This window comes from Ensifer sp. SSB1 (genome assembly GCF_016652895.1).
Lineage (GTDB): Bacteria > Pseudomonadota > Alphaproteobacteria > Rhizobiales > Rhizobiaceae > Ensifer.
In genome coordinates this window covers 12,669-30,130 of sequence record NZ_JAEPRP010000084.1, presented here as the reverse complement: position 1 = coordinate 30,130, position 17,462 = coordinate 12,669, and the positions used below count along the sequence as shown (strand labels likewise).

Sequence of the window (17,462 nt, the reverse complement as noted above, 5' to 3'; positions counted from 1 at the left end):
AACGATAGAGACAGCGGCGCTTGAGCGCGTCATGGATCTCGCGGGTGCGGTTCGTGGTGATGATGACAACAGGGGGTTCGTCCGCCCGGATCGTACCAAGTTCCGGAATGGTCACCTGGAAATCGGACAGAACTTCGAGCAGGAATGCCTCGAAGGCTTCATCTGTCCGGTCGAGCTCGTCGATGAGGAAAACGGGCGCGCGGCCCGAATTGGAAGAAATTGCCTGTAGAACCGGACGGCGGATCAGGAACCGTTCGGAAAAGATGTCGCTTTCGACCCGTTTCCGATCGACCTTGCCTGCCGCTTCCGAAAGCCGGATTTCCAGCATTTGCGCCGGATAGTTCCATTCGTAGACGGCAGAGGCGACGTCGAGACCTTCATAGCACTGCAGCCGGATCAGCGGCCGATCGAGCGCCTTGGCCAGAACCTTGGCGATCTCGGTCTTGCCGACGCCTGCCTCGCCCTCGAGAAAAAGCGGACGTTTCATCCGGAGCGCCAGGAACAGCACCGTCGCCAACGCCGTGCCTGCGAGATAGTCATGCGCCGTGAGCAGCGCCATCGTCTCCTCGATGGACTGCGGCAGGCCAGTCGTCGCCTGTGTCGCCATGTCTCCTCCGCCACGGCTCGAATCGATCGTTTTGATATTGGCATGCGAATGAATTCGATCAGCCAACTCAAAGGCTTACGGAAATCTTCTCATGTCCGCTGGAACACGCGATCTCACCACGTAGAACTTATAGCGAGTGGTATCCGCGGTCCACATAAATGAGCGGCGGTCGCGCCGGTCCGAGGGAGACGTCGACGACCTCGCCGAAGAGTACCAGGTGCGTGGCAATCGTCTTCACCTCGATAAGACGGCAATCGAACGAGGCGATGGCGTTGGTGAGGATCGGAGAGCCCGTCGTCAGTTTAGTCCACTGGCCAAGGGCAAAGCGCAGATCCATGTCGAGTTGATCGCGACCGGAAAAGGCGTGCGCCATCGCGCGATGCTCGTCGCCCAGCAGATTGAGCGCGAAACTGTCGCTGCGCGTGAAGATTTCGTTGCGTGGATTGGCGCCGTTCAGACAGGCCAGAACCGTCGGCGGACTATCGGATACGGAACATGATGCCGTCACGGTGACACCACGCCGTTCGGTACCATCGGCCACGGTGATGATCTGCACGTGACCGGCCAGGCGACTCATGGCGTCGCGGTAACTGATGGGGTCCAGCCGGGTCTTGTTCAACACTTCTTTCTCCGAGCGAAGTCAGTCACATACATAGACAGTACCGGGAAATATGAAACCCGCTGCGAGGAGAATCTTGCAGTTCTGCGACATGGCCGCGACGCGGATCGTGCCATCTGCGCCAGAACGCACATCTTTTCCTTTGACGCCGCGGGGCACATCCTTAAAACATGCGGCCACTACCGTGCCGCGCGCCCGTCGCATTCGGCAACGGATCAGGCAATGTTTGGGCTCGCCGCAGGTTCGGATCGCACCCGATCCGGAACAAGCGGCAGCGGAGAAAGTGAATGCTTCGATCGATCGTCGCCAGCCTTGTCGTGGCCGGACTGGTACAGGCCGCACCCGCCGCGGCAGCCGGCATTAAGGTGGCCGTCGTCGCTCCGGTCGAGGGCCCGTTTGCACTTCTCGGCAAGCAGATCATCGATGGCGCCGCATTCCAGGCCGGCGACCGCGGCAGCGAGATCGTCGTCATTCCGGAGACCTGCAGTGTCGCCGGCAACGAAGCGCTGACGAAGGCGCTGCTTGCGACCGGCGCGGAGGCGGCGATCGGCTTCCTCTGCACCGAAAGTCTGGACGCGACACTTCCGGCGCTTGCCGAGGCAGGCATTCCCGCCATTACGCTGAGCGTGCGCTCCGATATCCTGATGGAGGATGCGCTGAAGAAGAAGTGGCCGCTCTTCCGGCTTGCGCCCAGCGGTAACGCCGAGGCCGCGGGCATTGTCGACACGATCGTTCAGCGTTGGAAGGACAAGCCGATCGCATTGATCGATGATGGAACCATCCACAGCCGGGAACTGGTCGAGAGCGTGCGTTCCGCTCTTGGCGAGATCGGCCTGACACCGGTCTTCACCGATACCTATCGACCTGCCCAGGAGCAGCAGGTCAGCCTGGTGCGGCGACTGGTGAAGAGTGGCGCAACGCATATCTTTACCGGCGGCGATCGACAGGACACGGCGGTCATTGCGCGCGATGCCCAAGGCGAAGGTGTGAGCCTCACGCTTCTCGGCGGCGATGCACTCAATGCTGCCGATCTCACTGTGCCGCTCGCCGATGGCGTTTTGGCGGTCACCCTGCCCGAGGCGTCACAGTCGCCCGAGGGCAAGCCGGTTGCGGACGCCTTGCGCGCCGCGGGAACCGAGCCGGATGGTTACGTTCTGTCGGCCTTTGCCGCCGTCTCGATGCTCGAGCAGGCCAAGGACCAGGCGGAGAAGGACGACAAGCCCCTTCTCGATGCCTTCGCCAAGGGACCCTACCCTACGGTGCTCGGCCCCATCGCCTTCAACGCGCAGCACGAGCGTGCCGACAATCCCTATCGCCTGATGCAGTGGCAAGGCGGCCGCTTCGTGCCGGCGCCTGCCGAAGGAACCGCCCAATGATGCGCACCGGACCGCTGAACCTGATTACCGACGTTGCGGGCCTGACCGTCGGCAATGCCGAGGATCACCGGCTGAAATCCGGCGTCACTGCCATCGTCTGCGATCCGCCGGCAACGGCTGCGGTTCAGGTGCTGGGTGGCGCGCCCGGTACGCGCGAAACCGATCTGCTCGATCCGCACAACACGGTACAGACGGTCGACGGCCTGGTGCTTTCCGGCGGTTCGGCCTTCGGGCTCGATGCTGCATCCGGTGCCCAGGCGGCGCTCAGGGAAATGGGCCGCGGCTTTGCCGTTGGTCCGCACCGGATCCCGATCGTGCCCACCGCCATCCTGTTCGACCTCATCAATGGCGGTGACAAGGACTGGGGACGCTACCCGCCCTATCGCGAACTCGGCTTCGAGGCGGTCCGCCGCGCCGGCCCGTCGTTTACGACGGGAACCGCAGGTGCCGGCACCGGCGCCTTGACCGCCACCTTCAAGGGCGGCCTCGGCTCGGCATCGACCGTTTTGCCAAGCGGCATCACCATAGGTGCGCTGGTCGCCGTCAACGCGCTCGGTTCGGCGACCGTCGGCGATGGCCGGCATTTCTGGTCGGCACCCTTCGAACTGAATGGCGAGTTCGGTGCCCTCGGCCTGCCGCATCCCCTGCCCGCCGACGCTGCCGATCTCCGGATCAAGTTTCGCGACCGGCAGTCTGCGGCTGCGAACACGACGATCGCGGTGATCGCGACGGATGCGGTGTTGACCAAGGCCGAGGCGAAGCGCCTGGCGATCGCTGCCCATGACGGTTTTTCCCGTGGGCTCTGGCCGGCGCACACCCCGCTCGACGGCGATCTGATCTTCGCGCTTGCTACCGGCGCCAGCGGCAGGACCCCGACGGTGGAGGATTTCATCGACCTTGGCGCCGTGGCAGCGTCGACCATGGCACGGGCCATCGCCCGGGGCGTTCACGATGCGACGCCTGCGGAAAACGACCTCATGCGCTCCTGGTCCGAAGGCGCCTGACGCAGCTTTGATCGCCGGCATGTTGTTTGCCGGCCTCGGCGGTGCTATTGCCGCGGAAAATGAGAGCATATCGCGCAAAAATGCTGAGCGGTTTTGCGATAGCGACATGCAAAGTATCTAGCCGGAGCGCGCCATGAGCCACCCCATTCGCATTGCCCCGTCGATCCTGGCGGCAGATTTCTCCAAGCTCGGACAGGAAGTCCGCGACGTCGTCGATGCCGGCGCAGACTGGATCCATCTCGACGTCATGGACGGTCATTTCGTGCCGAACATCACCTTCGGCCCCGATGTGATCAAGTCGCTGCGCCGCTACACGGACGCGACCTTCGATTGCCACCTGATGATTTCGCCGGCGGATCCGTTCCTCGAAGCCTTCGCCAAGGCGGGCTGCGATATCCTGACCGTGCATGCGGAAGCCGGTCCGCACCTTCACCGTTCGCTGCAGACCATCCGGTCGCTCGGCAAGAAGGCCGGCGTTTCGCTCAACCCGGCAACCCCGGAAAGCGCCATCGAATACGTGCTCGATGAGGTCGATCTCATCCTGGTCATGACCGTGAACCCGGGCTTTGGTGGGCAGAAGTTCATCGATGCCACGGCTGAGAAGATCCGCCGCATCAAGGCGATGATCGGCGATCGTCCGATCGAGATCGAAGTCGATGGCGGCATTGCGCCCGACACGGCCGCCGTTGCCAGCGGCGCCGGCGCCAACGTGCTCGTCGCCGGTTCGGCGATCTTCAAGGGCGGCTCCGTCGAAGCCTATCGGGCGGCGATCGCAGCGATCCGCACGCCGGCCGAGAAGGCCTATCGATGAAGGCACGCGCGGCACTACCCGGCGTGCTTTTCCTGGCTGCCGCGGCAGCCGCATCGCCAACCTTTGCCGGCGACTATGCCGCGCTCCAGCCGATCGGCTTTTCGGCCGACGGCAATGTCTTCGCCTTCGAGGAATACGGTGTTCAGGATGGCTCCGGCTTTCCGTATTCGACGATCTACGTGATCGATACGCGCGACGACAGTTTCCTTCCCGGCGCGCCCGTGCGGGCCGTCGGCCGCGAGGATGGCAGCCCGCTCTCTAAGCCGCGCCACGAGGCACGCCGCCGCGCCGCGCCGCTGATCGACGCCTATCGCCTGGCCGATGCGCCCGGGCTGCTTGCCGCCTTCAATCCGATCACTGAGGCGAACGCCAAGCCGCTGGCGCTGACCTACGATTCCTTTGCCGCCGACGAAGGGTTTCGCGAAACCTATTCGGTGACTCTCGAAGAGAAAACATTCGAGCCGGAAGGCATCTGCAAGGACTTCCTCAAGGAGGTCAAAGGCTTTCGTCTGTCGATGACGATGAAGGCCGGGAAGCCGGTGACAGACGTGTTGCAGGACGATAGCCGCATACCGGAGAGCCGCCGCTGCCCGACCGGTTATCAGGTCGGCGGTGCCATCACCCACCGGAATGACGATGGCTCAGAAACCCATGTCATCATGGTTCTCGTCAAGTCGCTCGGCTTCGAAGGCACGACCGATGGGCGCTGGATCGCGATCCCCACCCGGATCGCGAAATGAACGACACGGCGGCCGGCGTCAAGGCGAAGGCACATCCGGCGCTGGAAGGTGCCCCGTCTCGAAGCCGGCTCGCCCGATCCATCCCGACGATGCGCGAGCTTGTCGTCGGTGCGCCGCTCTGGGGTGGCGCAATGGCGCTTTCGGCCTGGTATAGCCTCTGGCTCCGCGAACGTGCACTCACGTTTCATCTCGCCGAACTGCTTTTGATCTTCGGCTTCGGCGCGCTTCTGGCGTGGCCGCCATCGCTGTTCCTGGCGCGCTTTGCGGCGCTCGGGCGTCGGCCCGAGACGCGTCTTGCGGCCTACCTCATTTTTCTGTCGCTCGGCACCGTCGCGATGACCGCGGTGCTTTATGCGCTCGACTACCGACAGTTCTACGCCCAATGGCACGCACCCATCGGCACACGGACGTGGTTCTTCCAGTTCACCTTCACCTCGCTCGTCGCGTTCTATCAGTTCCTGGCTCTCGGTCTTCGCCTCTATCTGCCGGTTGGCGGTGTTATACTGGTCGGCGTCAGCCTGTGGCTGGCACGCGGCCGACGCCAATGGCGTTGAGCTTCACGGCTATCTTTGCTAGAGGCACGGCCATCCTCCACTGACGACGAAAGCTAAAGCCCATGATCCCGCGTTACTCCCGGCCGGAAATGGTGGCCATCTGGTCGCCGGAAACCAAGTTCCGCATTTGGTTCGAGATCGAGGCCCATGCCTGCGATGCGCTTGCCGAAATCGGCGTGATCCCGAAGGATGCGGCCCGCACCATCTGGGAAAAGGGTGGCGCTGCCACCTTCGACGTCGCGCGCATCGACGAGATCGAGGCCGTCACCAAGCATGACGTCATCGCCTTCCTGACGCATCTTGCCGAATTCGTCGGCCCTGACAGCCGCTTCATCCACCAGGGTATGACCTCGTCCGACGTGCTCGACACCTGCTTCAACGTCCAGCTCGTGCGCGCGACCGACCTGCTGCTCGCCGACCTCGACAAGCTGCTCGAAGCTCTGAAGCGCCGCGCTTTTGAACACAAGGACACGGTGACGATCGGCCGCTCGCATGGCATCCATGCCGAGCCGACCACCTTCGGCGTCAAGCTGGCGCTCGCCTATGCCGAGTTCGATCGCTGCAAGCAGCGCCTCATCGCCGCGCGCGAGGAAGTGGCCACCTGCGCGATCTCCGGCGCCGTCGGCACCTTCGCCAACATCGACCCGCGCGTTGAAGAACACGTCGCCAAGGCGCTCGGCCTAAAGCCGGAACCGGTTTCGACCCAGGTCATCCCGCGCGACCGTCACGCCATGTACTTCGCGACCCTCGGCGTCATCGCGTCGTCGATCGAGCGCCTGGCGACGGAAATCCGCCACCTGCAGCGCACCGAAGTGCTCGAAGCTGAAGAGTATTTTTCGCCGGGCCAGAAGGGTTCGTCGGCAATGCCGCACAAGCGTAACCCGGTCCTGACCGAGAACCTGACGGGTCTCGCCCGCATGGTCCGTGCCTTCTCGATCCCGGCGATGGAAAACGTTGCGCTCTGGCATGAGCGCGACATCTCGCACTCCTCCGTCGAGCGCATGATCGGCCCGGATGCGACGGTAACCCTCGACTTCGCGCTCGCTCGCCTGACGGGCGTGATCGACAAGCTGCTCGTCTATCCCGAAAACATGACCAAGAACATGAACAAGTTCCGTGGTCTCGTTCACTCGCAGCGCGTGCTGCTGGCACTGACCCAGGCCGGCGTGTCGCGTGAGGATGCCTACCGCCTCGTGCAGCGCAACGCCATGAAAGTCTGGGAACAGGGCAAGGACTTCCTTGAGGAGCTGCTGGCCGACACGGAAGTCCGTGCGGCGCTTTCTGAAGAGGACATCCGCGAGAAGTTCGATCTCGGCTACCACACCAAGCACGTCGATACGATTTTCAACCGCGTCTTCGGCTGAGCCTGACCGTCCGCGGGCCACGAGTCCGCGTTGCACCATATGAATATGCCCGTATTTGGCGCACATCGCTCAAATGCGGGCATTTTTGTTAGGTGGATGTTCAATCATTGCGTGCAACGATCAGGACCTGTCAACTAAGGTTTCTGAGGATCACATGACCTACAAGGACAGTGTCGAGCGGGCGACCCAGCGCACGCAAACGAAAATCACCGGAACGGTGACCGTCAAGTCCGGCTCCAGCAACGGCATCGTCAAGGACCTTTCGGCCGAGGGCATTTGCTTTCAGCTGCTCTTCGACATCGGCGCCAAGACCGGGCAGGAAGTAACGATCAGGAGCGAGGAACTCGGCTTCCTGACCGGCATGGTCCGCTGGTACCGCGGCGACAAGATCGGCATCAAGCTCAATCTGTCCTCCAATACGGCGGCGCAGATTTCCTCCTATTACAAGCACTTCCGCTAGACCGGGAGCCGGCCATCGCTCCCGCTGCAAAGCGCCGCAAGTCGATTGAACTGCGGCGCTTTTTGCGTTGAGCGGGTGCGTCGGCTTTCGCTGCGAAGCGGTTGCCGGCAATTACCGTGAACGGGCGCGCGGACCTGGCTCCACCATCTTGCGATAGAGATGCCATGTGGCGTGGCCGAAGATCGGCATGATGACGGCGAGACCGACAAAGACCGGGATCGAGCCTATTACGAGGCCGGCAGCAATGATGAAGCCCCAGAGCGCGACCGGTACCGGATTGACGAGGGTAGCGCGGATCGATGTCTCGACCGCTGCAACCGCGCCGACGTCCCGATCGATCAGCAACGGGAAGGACACGACCGTCGTCGACAATACGATGACGGCGAAGACGAAGCCGACTGCGTTGCCGACGAGGATCAGGTTCCAACCCTGTTCCGTGCTGATGATCCCGTTCCAGAAGGCCGCGATCGAATCCGGCGGTTCGGCTCCGAAGATCTGCACATAGAGTGCCTGGGCGACCAGCAGCCAGACGATGAAGACCGCGAACAGCATGGCAGCAACAGCCATGATCGACGGCAAGGCCGGGGAGCGATGCAGGCGAAGTGCATGCGGCCATGAATAGTCCATGCCGAGTTCACGCCGTCGACTGACTTCGTAAAGGCCAATCGCAGCAACCGGGCCGATCAGGGCGAAGCCCGAGACCAGTGGGTAGAGCAACGGCAGCATGTTTGCGCCCGCGCTCCAGGTGATCAGCACGGCGCCGGCAATCGGGTAGATCAGGCAAAGGAAGACGTAATGCGACGGCTTTTCGCGAAAATCCTCGAAGCCGAGACGCAAGGCGTCGAAGACGTCCGAGACGCCAATCTTCTTTATCCCGGGGTGGGCGACACTCGCGTCCGCCCCCGACAGAACATGGAATGTTGTCATGGCTCACACTCCTCAACGAACCAGAGCGGCCACGGAACAGCAATGCGACGAAACCAAGTCGCACCAACCGCGACCGTCATGTCGATTATACAGAAAATGCAGGCGCTGTCGCCTGCCGCATGTTTCCCGAGATCGGCGCCGATTTTAGGGAGCGAGCCATGCGGCACTTCGCGGTGCTGCGGCCACCTGGGCGCGCCTTGAATGATGCGCGGCGCCGCAGGCCTTGACTTCGGCCGCGTTCAGCGCCACATCGCGGCCATCATGAAGGTATCCGACGCCCATATCCTAATCGTTCCTGGTTACACCAACTCCGGACCGGAGCACTGGCAGACCCGTTGGGAGCGCAAGATGTCCACCGCACGCCGCGTCGAGCAGGCAGAGTGGGCAAAGCCCGTGCGCGAGGATTGGGTGGCGCGCATGGTCGAAGAGGTCAACGCAGCTGAAAAGCCGGTCGTCATCGTCGCCCATTCGCTTGGCGTCGCGACTGCGGTGCACGCCCTGCCCCATTTCAACAAGCCGATTGCCGGCGCGTTCCTCGTCGCACCTCCGGATGTGGCCAATCCGACGATCCGTCCGAAGCACCTGATGACGTTCGGCCCCTATCCGCGTGATCCCCTGCCGTTCCCGTCGCTGATGGTTGCAAGCCGCAACGATCCATTCGGCTCCTACGAACATGCGGACGATATCGCCAATGCATGGGGCTCGCTGCTCGTCGATGCGGGCGAATCCGGCCACATCAACACCGAATCCGGCCATGGACCCTGGCCGGAAGGCACGATGGTGTTCGCCCAGTTCCTGAGCCGCCTGAAGCCCTGATGTATCGGCGGGCTGGTTGACGCCCTGTCAATCCTGCCCCTCCCATTAATCCGACGTTCATTGTCCCCGGTCATCATCGGCCGGCATGGCAGCGTGACTCGCCCTCCAGAGGGCTTCGAGCGCTGTCGAATCTTGATTTGCAGCCAGATTTCCGGCTCTCAGCCTTGGAAACCGTGGTCGCAAACGCTGGACGTGGGATAAGTGGCCGTCAACGAAGGTCTCACCAAAGGCGCGCGCGGCGCGCCGGCGAACTCGGATGTTCTCACGCAGGCCGCCCTCGAGCGCTTGCCGGCCGGGGCAATCATTGCCAATGATCTGGGACGGATCATAACGACCAACGCACGCGCCGGCGAACTGTTGCAAAGGACGCCCGCTTCGCTGCGGAAGACCCTTCTCGCTGATCTCGTGCTCGATGAGGACAGGCCTCTGTTGCCAGCGTGGTACAGGTTGCCGCCGGCAACGACTTCGTCCACGACGCTTCGCTTCGAAAGCCTCTCTGGCTCGCTGCCGATGCTCGCCTCCTGGTCTCCCGTGCACTTCGCCGGCGAGGATGTCTTTCTCCTGCTGCTGCTCCCCGCGCATGACCTCGTTGACGAAATCGCGGGGCTGCGCAACGACGAAACTCGCTGGAAATACGCTCTCGATAGCGCACTTGAGGGGGTTTGGGACCACGATTTCGAAACCGGGGATCTCTTCTATTCTGCCACCTGGAGACGGCTTCGCGGCCTGTCCGATGACGCCGTGGTCGACGGCAGCCTTGAGACATGGATCCAGAACGTCCATCCGGACGACCACGCCCATGTGCGCGCCGCAATCGAACGGCAGGATTCCGGCGCGGCTGTATTCAACGCCTTCGAATATCGCGAGCGCCATGCGGACGGGCATTGGATCTGGATCGAGAGCCGTGGGGCGTCCGTTGCCTATTGGCCGGATGGCAGACCCAGCCGCATCATCGGGACCGATACGGATATCACCGCCCGCAAGGAGGCTGAGGCGCGACTCGAGGAGGTCTCTCGCCGGCTGCGGCTTGCTCTCGGCGTTTCGAAGATTGGCGTCTTCGACTTCAACCTTGACGCCCTGAGGGACGACTGGGACGAGCGCATGTTCGAGATCTACGGCCTCGACCCGAGCGACGGGCCACCGAGCTCCGAGGCGTGGGAAAACACGCTCCATCCCGACGACCGCGAGAAGGTCATTGCCCGGACCAACGAAGGCATCGCCTCCGGGAAGCCCTACAGCAACGCCTTTCGCATCGTGCGGCCGGACGGGTCCATCCGTCATATACGCTCCAATGCCGCGACCTATATCGACCACCTGGGAACACGAAAGCTTATCGGCGCCAACTGGGATGTCACCGAAGACATCGCCTTGCAGGAGGATTTGCGCCAGGCCCAGGCTTCCGCCGAGGCGCGCAACCGCGAGCTCGAGCAGGCGCGGATCAGGATCGAGTACAACGCCCTGCACGACTACCTGACGGACCTGCCCAACCGGCGCTATCTTGACCAGATGCTGGCGGAGAACGTCGCGGTCAACGCCATCCTGCATATCGATCTCGATCGCTTCAAGCAGATCAACGACACGCTCGGTCACCAGGCCGGTGACGCCATGCTGACCCACGCGGCCGCCATCTTGCGCGCGCATGCCCGCCACGACGATTTCATTGCACGTATCGGCGGCGATGAATTCGTCATTCTCTGCCGGCGTGGTCGCAGCCTGCCGCAACTCTCCGAGCTAGCCGAGCGCATCGTCCACGCCTTCCGCCGCCCCATCCCCCACGAAGGTCAGCTCTGCCGTCTGGGCGCAAGCATCGGCATCGCCTGGAAGGGGCGCGACGATTTCGATGCGAAGCAGTTGTTGATGAATGCCGACATCGCGCTCTACCGGGCAAAGAGCCTTGGCCGGGACCGCGTCGAAGTCTTCTCCGAACAGATCCAGACGCAGATCCTCAACGCCAAGCGCATCGGCGACGACATTCGCCAGGCGATCGAGGAAGGCCAGTTCACGGTTTACTATCAGCCGCAATTCGATGCGCATTCGCTGGAGATCACCGGTGTCGAGGCCCTGGTCCGCTGGAACCATCCCGAGCGCGGTGTGCTGGCCCCCTTCCATTTCCTGAAGGTCGCCGAGGAGATCAACGTGCTGCCGGCGATCGACCGGAAGGTGGTGGAGCTCGCCTATGCCGACTTTCAATCCTGGCAGCAGTCCGGCTTCGGCATTCCCAAGATCTCGGTCAATATGTCGTCGCCGCGCCTGCGTGATCCGGGCTTGATTGCAGACCTGCGCGATCTGCAGATCCCGCCGGGGGTCCTCTCGTTCGAGTTGCTCGAATCCATCTTCCTCGATGACCCGGAAGATGAAATCGCCGAGACGATCTCGGCTCTCGACGCGCTCGGTATCGAGGTAGAGATCGACGACTTCGGGACCGGCCACGCCTCCATCATCGGCCTGCTCAACCTCAATCCGGCACGGCTGAAGATCGATCGGGCGCTTGTCGGGCCGATCACGGAAAGCGCGAAACAGGCCAAGCTGGTCCGCGCGATCATCGACATCGGTCACTCGCTCAACATTCAGGTTGTCGGCGAAGGCGTCGAGACCTGGGAGCATGCGGCAATGCTGCGCGAGCTCGGCTGCGACGTGCTTCAGGGCTATGCCCTGGCCCGCCCGATGGACCGTCTGGAACTCGAGCGCCGCCTGCGGCACGGATGGAAGCCGGTCTTCGGCAGCGCCGACAAATAGAACGCCCGGCCGTGAGGCCGGGCGGTGGTGGACGCGGGAGTGCGCGTCAATCAGGTGTTCTGGATCTGCTGGATCGCTTCGGCGAGAAGCTCGAGCATGCGCTTGCGGATCTGTTCTTCCGTCTGGGCAACGCCCGCAGCGTCGAAATCCGCCTTGAGCTTGCGGATGATCTCTTCGTGACCGGCATGCTCGAAATCCACGGTCACGACTTCCTTGGCATAGGTTTCGGCATCGGGCTTGCCGAGCAATCCGGCAGCCCAGAGACCAAGGAGTTTGTTGCGGCGCGCTTCAGCCTTGAACTTCAGTTCTTCATCCAGCGCAAACTTCGCTTCAAAGGCTTTTTCGCGATCCTGCATAGTGGTCATCAATTGATCTCCCTGAGAATTCGGTGCCCTGAACAGTTATCGCCATAACCAAAATGGAGGTCAAACTGAATTGCGCAGTTTTCGGGTTTCGGGACTTTCATGCTACCCTCTGTAAATCAGTGGGACTGAAAGATACGCCGATTGTGAAATCCGTTCTTTTCAGCTATGGACCCCGAGAGATATTCCACGCGCGCCGCCCAAGAGCGCCAGCAAGCACAGAGACAGAATCCATGAATCGTCGCCGCCGTATCTACGAGGGCAAGGCCAAGATCCTCTATGAGGGCCCGGAGCCGGGCACGCTCATCCAGTTCTTCAAGGACGACGCGACCGCCTTCAACAAGAAAAAGCATGACGTCATCGACGGCAAGGGCGTGCTGAACAACCGTATTTCCGAATACATCTTCACGCACCTCAACAAGATCGGCATCCCGACGCACTTTATCCGCCGCCTCAACATGCGCGAGCAGTTGATCAAGGAAGTGGAGATCATCCCGCTTGAAATCGTCGTGCGCAATGTCGCGGCCGGCTCGCTGGCCAAGCGCCTCGGCATCGAGGAAGGCACCGTTCTTCCGCGCTCGATCATCGAGTTCTACTACAAGGCCGATGCGCTCGAAGACCCGATGGTCTCCGAAGAGCACATCACCGCCTTCGGCTGGGCAAGCCCCCAGGAACTCGACGACATCATGGCGCTCGCCATCCGCATCAACGACTTCCTTTCGGGCCTGTTCCTGGGCGTCGGCATCCAACTCGTCGACTTCAAGATCGAGTGCGGCCGCCTGTTCGAGGGCGACATGATGCGCATCGTGCTCGCCGACGAGATCTCGCCGGACAGCTGCCGTCTCTGGGACATCGAGACCCGCGAGAAGCTCGACAAGGACCGCTTCCGCCGCGACCTCGGTGGCCTCGTCGAGGCTTACCAGGAAGTCGCCCGCCGTCTCGGCATCATGAACGAGAACGAACCCGTGCGCGGCACCGGTCCGGTTCTGGTAAAGTAACTTCGGGGAAATTCAAAGTGATCAAGGCACGTGTAACCGTGACGCTGAAGAACGGCGTTCTCGATCCGCAGGGCAAGGCAATCGAAGGCGCACTCGGCGCACTCGGCTTCGATGGCATCGGCCAGGTCCGCCAGGGCAAGGTCTTCGACCTGCAGATCGAATCCGCAGACAAGGCCAAGGCCGAAGAAGACCTCAAGGCCATGTGCGAAAAGCTGCTCGCCAACACGGTGATCGAGAACTACAGCATCTCGTTCGCCTGATCTGTCAGGCATCGAAATCGTTCCGCGCTTTCGGGCGCGGAACCAGACATTAAGAACGCCGCAGCAGCACGAGCGCCCGAGGGTGCGGTGCTGTTGTCGTCGCAAGAGGTGCCTGGCTCGTCGGGGTGCGGCATCAAGATTTGATCTCGCCGTATCGGAGACAGAGATATGAAGTCAGCCGTCGTCCAGCTTCCGGGCCTCAACCGCGACCGCGACATGATTGCGGCCCTCACCAAGATTTCCGGCAAGGCTCCGGTCACCGTCTGGCAGACGGAGACAGACATCCCCGATGTCGACCTGATCGTCATCCCCGGCGGCTTCTCCTATGGCGACTACCTGCGCTGCGGCGCGATCGCGGCGCGCATGCCGGTCATGCAGGCGATCAAGGCCAAGGCGGAAAAGGGCGTCAAGGTTCTCGGCGTCTGCAACGGCTTCCAGATCCTCGTTGAGGCTGGCCTGCTGCCGGGCGCCCTGATGCGCAACGCCTCGCTCAAGTTCGTCTGCCGCGAGATCAAGCTTGAAGTGGTCAACGCCGACACCGACTTCACCCGCGCCTACAGCAAGGGCCAGATCATCCGCTCGCCGGTCGCTCACCATGACGGCAACTACTTTGCCGATGCCGAGACGCTGAAGGCGATCGAAGGCAACGGCCAGGTGGTCTTCCGCTACGCCGAAGGCACCAACCCGAACGGCTCGATGAACGATATCGCCGGCGTCATGAACGCTGAGGGTAACGTGCTCGGCATGATGCCGCATCCGGAAAACCTGATCGAAGCCGCACATGGCGGTTCTGACGGTCGCGGCCTCTTCGCTTCTGCGCTCGAAGTAATCGCCGCTTAACCACCCGGCTGATAGAAGGCATCCGACCCATCCCCCAATTGCGAGCGAGACCGTCGATGCCTTCATTTGTCACTGCACGCCTGGCCGGACTTGCCTGCGCAACGTTCAGCCTGGCCCTCCTCGCTTCGTGCCAATCGCCGAAGCCGCCGGCGCCGAGCCCGAACACGGCGGCGCTGCCGACCATGGAGCGCGTGGCGCTGGGTGCCAATAGCTGCTGGTTCAAGTCGGGCGATCCCGAGTTCAAGTCCTATCGCCTGGCGCCGGAACTCAATTCGTTCTCAGGTCGTCCGCGCATTCTGATCGTGCCGCGCAAGTCACCGGAAGCGCGCCCGCTTGCCGTCGTTCAGGCCGAGGGCAACCCGGCACGTCTCCAGGCCTTCGGGCCGTTGATGGACGAGTCGACGGGAACGCGCATGGCCGCCGATATCAAGCGCTGGGCTGCCGGCGGACAGGGCTGCAAGTAAACCCGCCCTTATCATCGCATCGATCCAAAGGCCGGCGACCGCAGAGGGCGCCGGCCTTTGTGCTTTGTCGAACAGTCGTTCCGCTCCGCTCGGCTAGCGCCAGAATGGGACAATCGACTCCTGACGGGCGTCCTTCTCGGAAACCCCGATATCTTTGAGCTGCCATTCGCTCATGTCCCCGAGCGCCAGACGGCTGCGGCGCTTCGCCGCCAATTCGCAATAAAGACCCCAAAGCCGCTTCAGCAGGCTTTCGCGTTCGTCCGAGTAGTCGCCGCCCAGCAATGTGCTGGGGCGCGAGACGGACTTCACTTCCGGACGGGACAAACAAATTGTATCGATTGTACTCATTGACAACCCCAATGCAGCGATTGCTATCGTTGTATCGGTGATAATTGACATATTTCACGCTGTAATCTAAAGAATTGTCACGATGACAAATTGGCTCCCAGACATTCAGCAGGGTCACGGTCCGCTCTATGCGCGGATTGCCGACCAGATCGAGCACGCAATTGGCACCGGCGCCCTCGCCGTCGGGGCCAAATTGCCGCCCCAGCGCAACCTCGCCTACGATATAGGCGTGACAATCGGCACGATCGGACGCGCCTACAACATCGTTCGTGAACGCGGATTGGTGAGCGGTGAAGTCGGGCGCGGCACCTATGTGCTCGATCATCCTGAAAGCCGCCCGCCGGAACAGGCCGATCCGCTGACAACTTCCCTCGCCGGCACTCGTCCGCTTGTCGCGCCGGCCGGCAAGCTCAGGTTCGACAGCACCGCGGCTCCGGATATCGGCCAAGGCACGGTGCTCAGCGAACTGCTGAGCGAGATCAGCCACGACCACCATGCCGATATCGCAAGCTACGCCCGCAATTTCCCCGACCATTGGTTCGAGGCGGGTTGCCTGTGGCTGGCCCGCGGCGGCTTCCGCCCGCGGCCTGAAGACATCGTGCCGACGCTCGGTGCCCATGCGGCCGTCGTCGCCGTCATCACGGCGGTTACGGCGCCTGGCGATCGCATCGCCTTTGAGACGCTCACCTATTCGCAGGTGAGCCGAAGCGCCGGGCTGGTCGGTCGCCGGACGACGCTGGTCGAATCGGACGAATTCGGCATGATCCCCGAGGATTTCGAGCGCGTCTGCGCCCAGCAGCATCCGAAGCTCGCCTTCCTGATGCCGAGCGCGCAGAACCCGACAGTCGCCGTCATGCCGCTGGCCCGCCGCCAGGCGATCGCCGACATCGCCCGCAAATATGGCGTGTGGCTTGTGGAGGACGATCTCTACGGCGCCATGACCGGCGATCAGACGCCACTCCTGGCCGAGCTCGCACCGGAGCGCACATTTTTGGTCGGTGGCCTTTCGAAGTCGGTCGCTGCCGGCGTCCGCGGCGGCTGGGTCGCCTGCCCTCCACATTTCAGCCAGCGTATCCGCATTGCCCACAAGATGGTGAGCGGCGGCCTGCCGTTTATCCTGGCGGAGCTTTGTGCCCGGCTCGTGCTTTCCGGTTCGGCGGCGATCCTGCGCAGCAAGGGCATCGAAGAAGTTCGCGCCCGTGAGGCGATGGCGCGTGAGATCTTCGACGGTATCGACTTCACCTCGCATCCCTGCATACCGTTCCTTTGGATGAAGTTGCCCGATCCGTGGCTGTCCGGCACCTTCAAGCAGGCCGCCCTGCAGGAGGGCGTGCTCGTCGACGACGAGGATGAGTTCAAGGCCGGCCGCACCGACCGCGTCTTCCACCGCATCCGCATCGGCTTTTCCTCACCGCCGGACCGGGCCCAGGTACGAGCAGGCTTTCAGACGCTGAAGCGGCTGCTCGACAGCGGACGTGCCGGCTACGACAGTTTCGAGTGACTATCGGAATCCACGGGGTGACTTTCGGGCAAGGTTGCGCAACATATTATTTTAGCAGTCTTGCGCATATGATTCGCCTCAAGGATTCCGCATGCCGCTACCGTTCAGCCCAGCCTCGTCGCGACGCGTCGCGCTCCTTCTTCTCGCCATGACCACGTTGAGCGCCGCCACGCCGGCGATGGCTGCGGATAGCGTCTTCGATGAAATGCGCTTCGGCGTCACGACGTCGATTGCGGCCGGCGGCAAGCAGGAAGACGGGGTGTTTCCGTCGTTCACCGTGTATTTCGACCCGTTCGATGCCGATGGCGCGGTCGATCTCGGCGATAAGCTGCTGCGTCCGCGGGTCTATGCCGGCGCAGCGGTTGCGACCGCGTCCAACGGTGTCAATCAGGCCTATGGCGGCTTGAGCTGGACATTTGACATGACGAAGCGCCTTTTCGTCGAGTTCGGCGCCGGCGGTACGGTTCATGACGGCGACCTCGACAACCCCAGCGGTTCCGGCCCCCAGCTCGGCTGCCGCTTCCTCTTCCGCGAATACGCCGCCGCCGGCGTCCGCCTGGATGAGCACTGGAACGTTTCGGCGACCGTGGAACACGCGTCGCATGCCAATCTGTGCGACGGCCCGAACAACGGCCTGACACGCGCCGGCCTCGCGCTCGGCTACAAGTTCTGACA

The 17,462-nt window shown here is 62.6% G+C and carries 20 protein-coding genes; 15 read left to right on the top strand and 5 right to left on the bottom strand.

The window, feature by feature from the left end; translation table 11 throughout:
* Together I8N66_RS20685 and I8N66_RS20680 are read right to left on the bottom strand one after the other, a co-directional pair.
* Nucleotides 1–607: MoxR family ATPase (locus I8N66_RS20685; protein WP_291157152.1), on the bottom strand; the 607-nt coding region annotated here is incomplete at its 3' end.
* A 127-nt stretch (nucleotides 608–734) separates the two neighbouring features.
* Entirely contained in the window at nucleotides 735–1,184 is a 450-nt protein-coding gene (locus I8N66_RS20680) for a flavin reductase family protein (protein ID WP_113540134.1), read from the bottom strand.
* Between the two features lie 329 nt (nucleotides 1,185–1,513).
* Between I8N66_RS20680 and I8N66_RS20675 the strand changes: the two genes are divergently transcribed.
* The 7 genes from I8N66_RS20675 to I8N66_RS20645 all read left to right on the top strand — a co-directional run bounded on the left by I8N66_RS20675 (nucleotide 1,514) and on the right by I8N66_RS20645 (nucleotide 7,535).
* Entirely contained in the window at nucleotides 1,514–2,602 is a 1,089-nt protein-coding gene (locus I8N66_RS20675) for a branched-chain amino acid ABC transporter substrate-binding protein (protein ID WP_291157150.1), read from the top strand.
* On the top strand, nucleotides 2,599–3,606 hold the full coding sequence (locus I8N66_RS20670) for a P1 family peptidase (protein WP_291157148.1): 1,008 nt from the start codon (nucleotides 2,599–2,601) through the stop codon (nucleotides 3,604–3,606). The genes I8N66_RS20675 and I8N66_RS20670 overlap by 4 nt, the downstream gene beginning before the upstream one ends.
* 133 nt (nucleotides 3,607–3,739) lie before the next feature.
* Complete coding sequence (gene rpe, locus I8N66_RS20665) at nucleotides 3,740–4,417, top strand: ribulose-phosphate 3-epimerase (RefSeq protein ID WP_291157146.1); 678 nt, start codon at nucleotides 3,740–3,742, stop codon at nucleotides 4,415–4,417.
* The gene (locus I8N66_RS20660) at nucleotides 4,414–5,157 is read left to right on the top strand and encodes a DUF2259 domain-containing protein (protein WP_291157144.1); all 744 of its coding nucleotides are present in this window, start codon (nucleotides 4,414–4,416) and stop codon (nucleotides 5,155–5,157) included. Before rpe ends, I8N66_RS20660 begins: the two co-directional genes overlap by 4 nt.
* Nucleotides 5,154–5,711, top strand: coding sequence for a hypothetical protein (locus tag I8N66_RS20655; RefSeq protein ID WP_291157142.1), 558 nt, complete (start codon nucleotides 5,154–5,156; stop codon nucleotides 5,709–5,711). Before I8N66_RS20660 ends, I8N66_RS20655 begins: the two co-directional genes overlap by 4 nt.
* Nucleotides 5,712–5,773: 62 nt before the next feature.
* Nucleotides 5,774–7,075 carry an adenylosuccinate lyase gene (purB, locus tag I8N66_RS20650; protein WP_291157140.1) on the top strand — a complete coding sequence of 434 codons (1,302 nt, stop codon included), beginning with the start codon at nucleotides 5,774–5,776 and terminating at the stop codon, nucleotides 7,073–7,075.
* A gap of 154 nt (nucleotides 7,076–7,229) precedes the next feature.
* Complete coding sequence (locus tag I8N66_RS20645; RefSeq protein WP_113540031.1) at nucleotides 7,230–7,535, top strand: PilZ domain-containing protein; 306 nt, start codon at nucleotides 7,230–7,232, stop codon at nucleotides 7,533–7,535.
* A 111-nt stretch (nucleotides 7,536–7,646) separates the two neighbouring features.
* Here I8N66_RS20645 and I8N66_RS20640 read toward each other — a convergent pair whose 3' ends face one another.
* Nucleotides 7,647–8,462, bottom strand: a complete 816-nt coding sequence (locus I8N66_RS20640) for a DUF2189 domain-containing protein (protein ID WP_113540032.1) — start codon at nucleotides 8,460–8,462, stop codon at nucleotides 7,647–7,649.
* 261 nt (nucleotides 8,463–8,723) lie between these two features.
* Between I8N66_RS20640 and I8N66_RS20635 the strand changes: the two genes are divergently transcribed.
* Both I8N66_RS20635 and I8N66_RS20630 read left to right on the top strand, forming a co-directional pair.
* Nucleotides 8,724–9,278 carry an alpha/beta hydrolase gene (locus I8N66_RS20635; RefSeq protein WP_275023871.1) on the top strand — a complete coding sequence of 185 codons (555 nt, stop codon included), beginning with the start codon at nucleotides 8,724–8,726 and terminating at the stop codon, nucleotides 9,276–9,278.
* Between the two features lie 201 nt (nucleotides 9,279–9,479).
* Complete coding sequence (locus I8N66_RS20630) at nucleotides 9,480–12,014, top strand: EAL domain-containing protein (protein ID WP_291157137.1); 2,535 nt, start codon at nucleotides 9,480–9,482, stop codon at nucleotides 12,012–12,014.
* A gap of 50 nt (nucleotides 12,015–12,064) precedes the next feature.
* On the opposite strand, the gene I8N66_RS20625 is transcribed toward I8N66_RS20630, so the two are convergent.
* Nucleotides 12,065–12,379 (bottom strand): ATPase inhibitor subunit zeta, encoded by a 315-nt coding sequence (locus tag I8N66_RS20625; RefSeq protein WP_113540034.1) that lies wholly within the window; start codon nucleotides 12,377–12,379, stop codon nucleotides 12,065–12,067.
* 230 nt (nucleotides 12,380–12,609) lie between these two features.
* Here I8N66_RS20625 and purC point away from each other — a divergent pair, with 230 nt between their 5' ends.
* The 4 genes from purC (at nucleotide 12,610) to I8N66_RS20605 (ending at nucleotide 14,938) form a co-directional block, all read left to right on the top strand.
* The gene (gene purC, locus I8N66_RS20620) at nucleotides 12,610–13,374 is read left to right on the top strand and encodes a phosphoribosylaminoimidazolesuccinocarboxamide synthase (protein ID WP_034794646.1); all 765 of its coding nucleotides are present in this window, start codon (nucleotides 12,610–12,612) and stop codon (nucleotides 13,372–13,374) included.
* A gap of 17 nt (nucleotides 13,375–13,391) precedes the next feature.
* Nucleotides 13,392–13,634, top strand: coding sequence for a phosphoribosylformylglycinamidine synthase subunit PurS (gene purS, locus I8N66_RS20615; protein ID WP_034794427.1), 243 nt, complete (start codon nucleotides 13,392–13,394; stop codon nucleotides 13,632–13,634).
* Nucleotides 13,635–13,802: 168 nt separating this feature from the next.
* Entirely contained in the window at nucleotides 13,803–14,474 is a 672-nt protein-coding gene (purQ, locus tag I8N66_RS20610) for a phosphoribosylformylglycinamidine synthase subunit PurQ (protein WP_113540035.1), read from the top strand.
* A gap of 56 nt (nucleotides 14,475–14,530) precedes the next feature.
* Nucleotides 14,531–14,938 (top strand): hypothetical protein, encoded by a 408-nt coding sequence (locus tag I8N66_RS20605; RefSeq protein ID WP_291157128.1) that lies wholly within the window; start codon nucleotides 14,531–14,533, stop codon nucleotides 14,936–14,938.
* Between the two features lie 93 nt (nucleotides 14,939–15,031).
* Here I8N66_RS20605 and I8N66_RS20600 read toward each other — a convergent pair whose 3' ends face one another.
* Nucleotides 15,032–15,337: a DUF1127 domain-containing protein gene (locus I8N66_RS20600; RefSeq protein ID WP_291157126.1), complete on the bottom strand. Its 306-nt coding sequence runs from the start codon at nucleotides 15,335–15,337 to the stop codon at nucleotides 15,032–15,034.
* A 31-nt stretch (nucleotides 15,338–15,368) separates the two neighbouring features.
* Between I8N66_RS20600 and I8N66_RS20595 the strand changes: the two genes are divergently transcribed.
* Nucleotides 15,369–16,787: a PLP-dependent aminotransferase family protein gene (locus I8N66_RS20595; RefSeq protein WP_291157124.1), complete on the top strand. Its 1,419-nt coding sequence runs from the start codon at nucleotides 15,369–15,371 to the stop codon at nucleotides 16,785–16,787.
* Nucleotides 16,788–16,935: 148 nt separating this feature from the next.
* Nucleotides 16,936–17,460, top strand: a complete 525-nt coding sequence (locus I8N66_RS20590) for an acyloxyacyl hydrolase (protein ID WP_291157154.1) — start codon at nucleotides 16,936–16,938, stop codon at nucleotides 17,458–17,460.
* The last annotated feature ends 2 nt before the right edge of the window (nucleotides 17,461–17,462 follow it).

Coding starts and splice junctions, on each gene's coding strand:
- I8N66_RS20670 (WP_291157148.1), top strand. CDS start 2,599: ATGATGCGCACCGGACCGCTGAACCTGATTACCGACGTTGCGGGCCTG.
- I8N66_RS20655 (WP_291157142.1), top strand. CDS start 5,154: ATGAACGACACGGCGGCCGGCGTCAAGGCGAAGGCACATCCGGCGCTG.
- I8N66_RS20675 (WP_291157150.1), top strand. CDS start 1,514: ATGCTTCGATCGATCGTCGCCAGCCTTGTCGTGGCCGGACTGGTACAG.
- I8N66_RS20600 (WP_291157126.1), bottom strand. CDS start 15,337: ATGTCAATTATCACCGATACAACGATAGCAATCGCTGCATTGGGGTTG.
- I8N66_RS20640 (WP_113540032.1), bottom strand. CDS start 8,462: ATGACAACATTCCATGTTCTGTCGGGGGCGGACGCGAGTGTCGCCCAC.
- purB (WP_291157140.1), top strand. CDS start 5,774: ATGATCCCGCGTTACTCCCGGCCGGAAATGGTGGCCATCTGGTCGCCG.
- purC (WP_034794646.1), top strand. CDS start 12,610: ATGAATCGTCGCCGCCGTATCTACGAGGGCAAGGCCAAGATCCTCTAT.
- I8N66_RS20625 (WP_113540034.1), bottom strand. CDS start 12,379: ATGACCACTATGCAGGATCGCGAAAAAGCCTTTGAAGCGAAGTTTGCG.
- I8N66_RS20635 (WP_275023871.1), top strand. CDS start 8,724: ATGAAGGTATCCGACGCCCATATCCTAATCGTTCCTGGTTACACCAAC.
- I8N66_RS20595 (WP_291157124.1), top strand. CDS start 15,369: ATGACAAATTGGCTCCCAGACATTCAGCAGGGTCACGGTCCGCTCTAT.
- rpe (WP_291157146.1), top strand. CDS start 3,740: ATGAGCCACCCCATTCGCATTGCCCCGTCGATCCTGGCGGCAGATTTC.
- I8N66_RS20590 (WP_291157154.1), top strand. CDS start 16,936: ATGACCACGTTGAGCGCCGCCACGCCGGCGATGGCTGCGGATAGCGTC.
- purQ (WP_113540035.1), top strand. CDS start 13,803: ATGAAGTCAGCCGTCGTCCAGCTTCCGGGCCTCAACCGCGACCGCGAC.
- I8N66_RS20660 (WP_291157144.1), top strand. CDS start 4,414: ATGAAGGCACGCGCGGCACTACCCGGCGTGCTTTTCCTGGCTGCCGCG.
- I8N66_RS20605 (WP_291157128.1), top strand. CDS start 14,531: ATGCCTTCATTTGTCACTGCACGCCTGGCCGGACTTGCCTGCGCAACG.
- I8N66_RS20645 (WP_113540031.1), top strand. CDS start 7,230: ATGACCTACAAGGACAGTGTCGAGCGGGCGACCCAGCGCACGCAAACG.
- I8N66_RS20680 (WP_113540134.1), bottom strand. CDS start 1,184: ATGAGTCGCCTGGCCGGTCACGTGCAGATCATCACCGTGGCCGATGGT.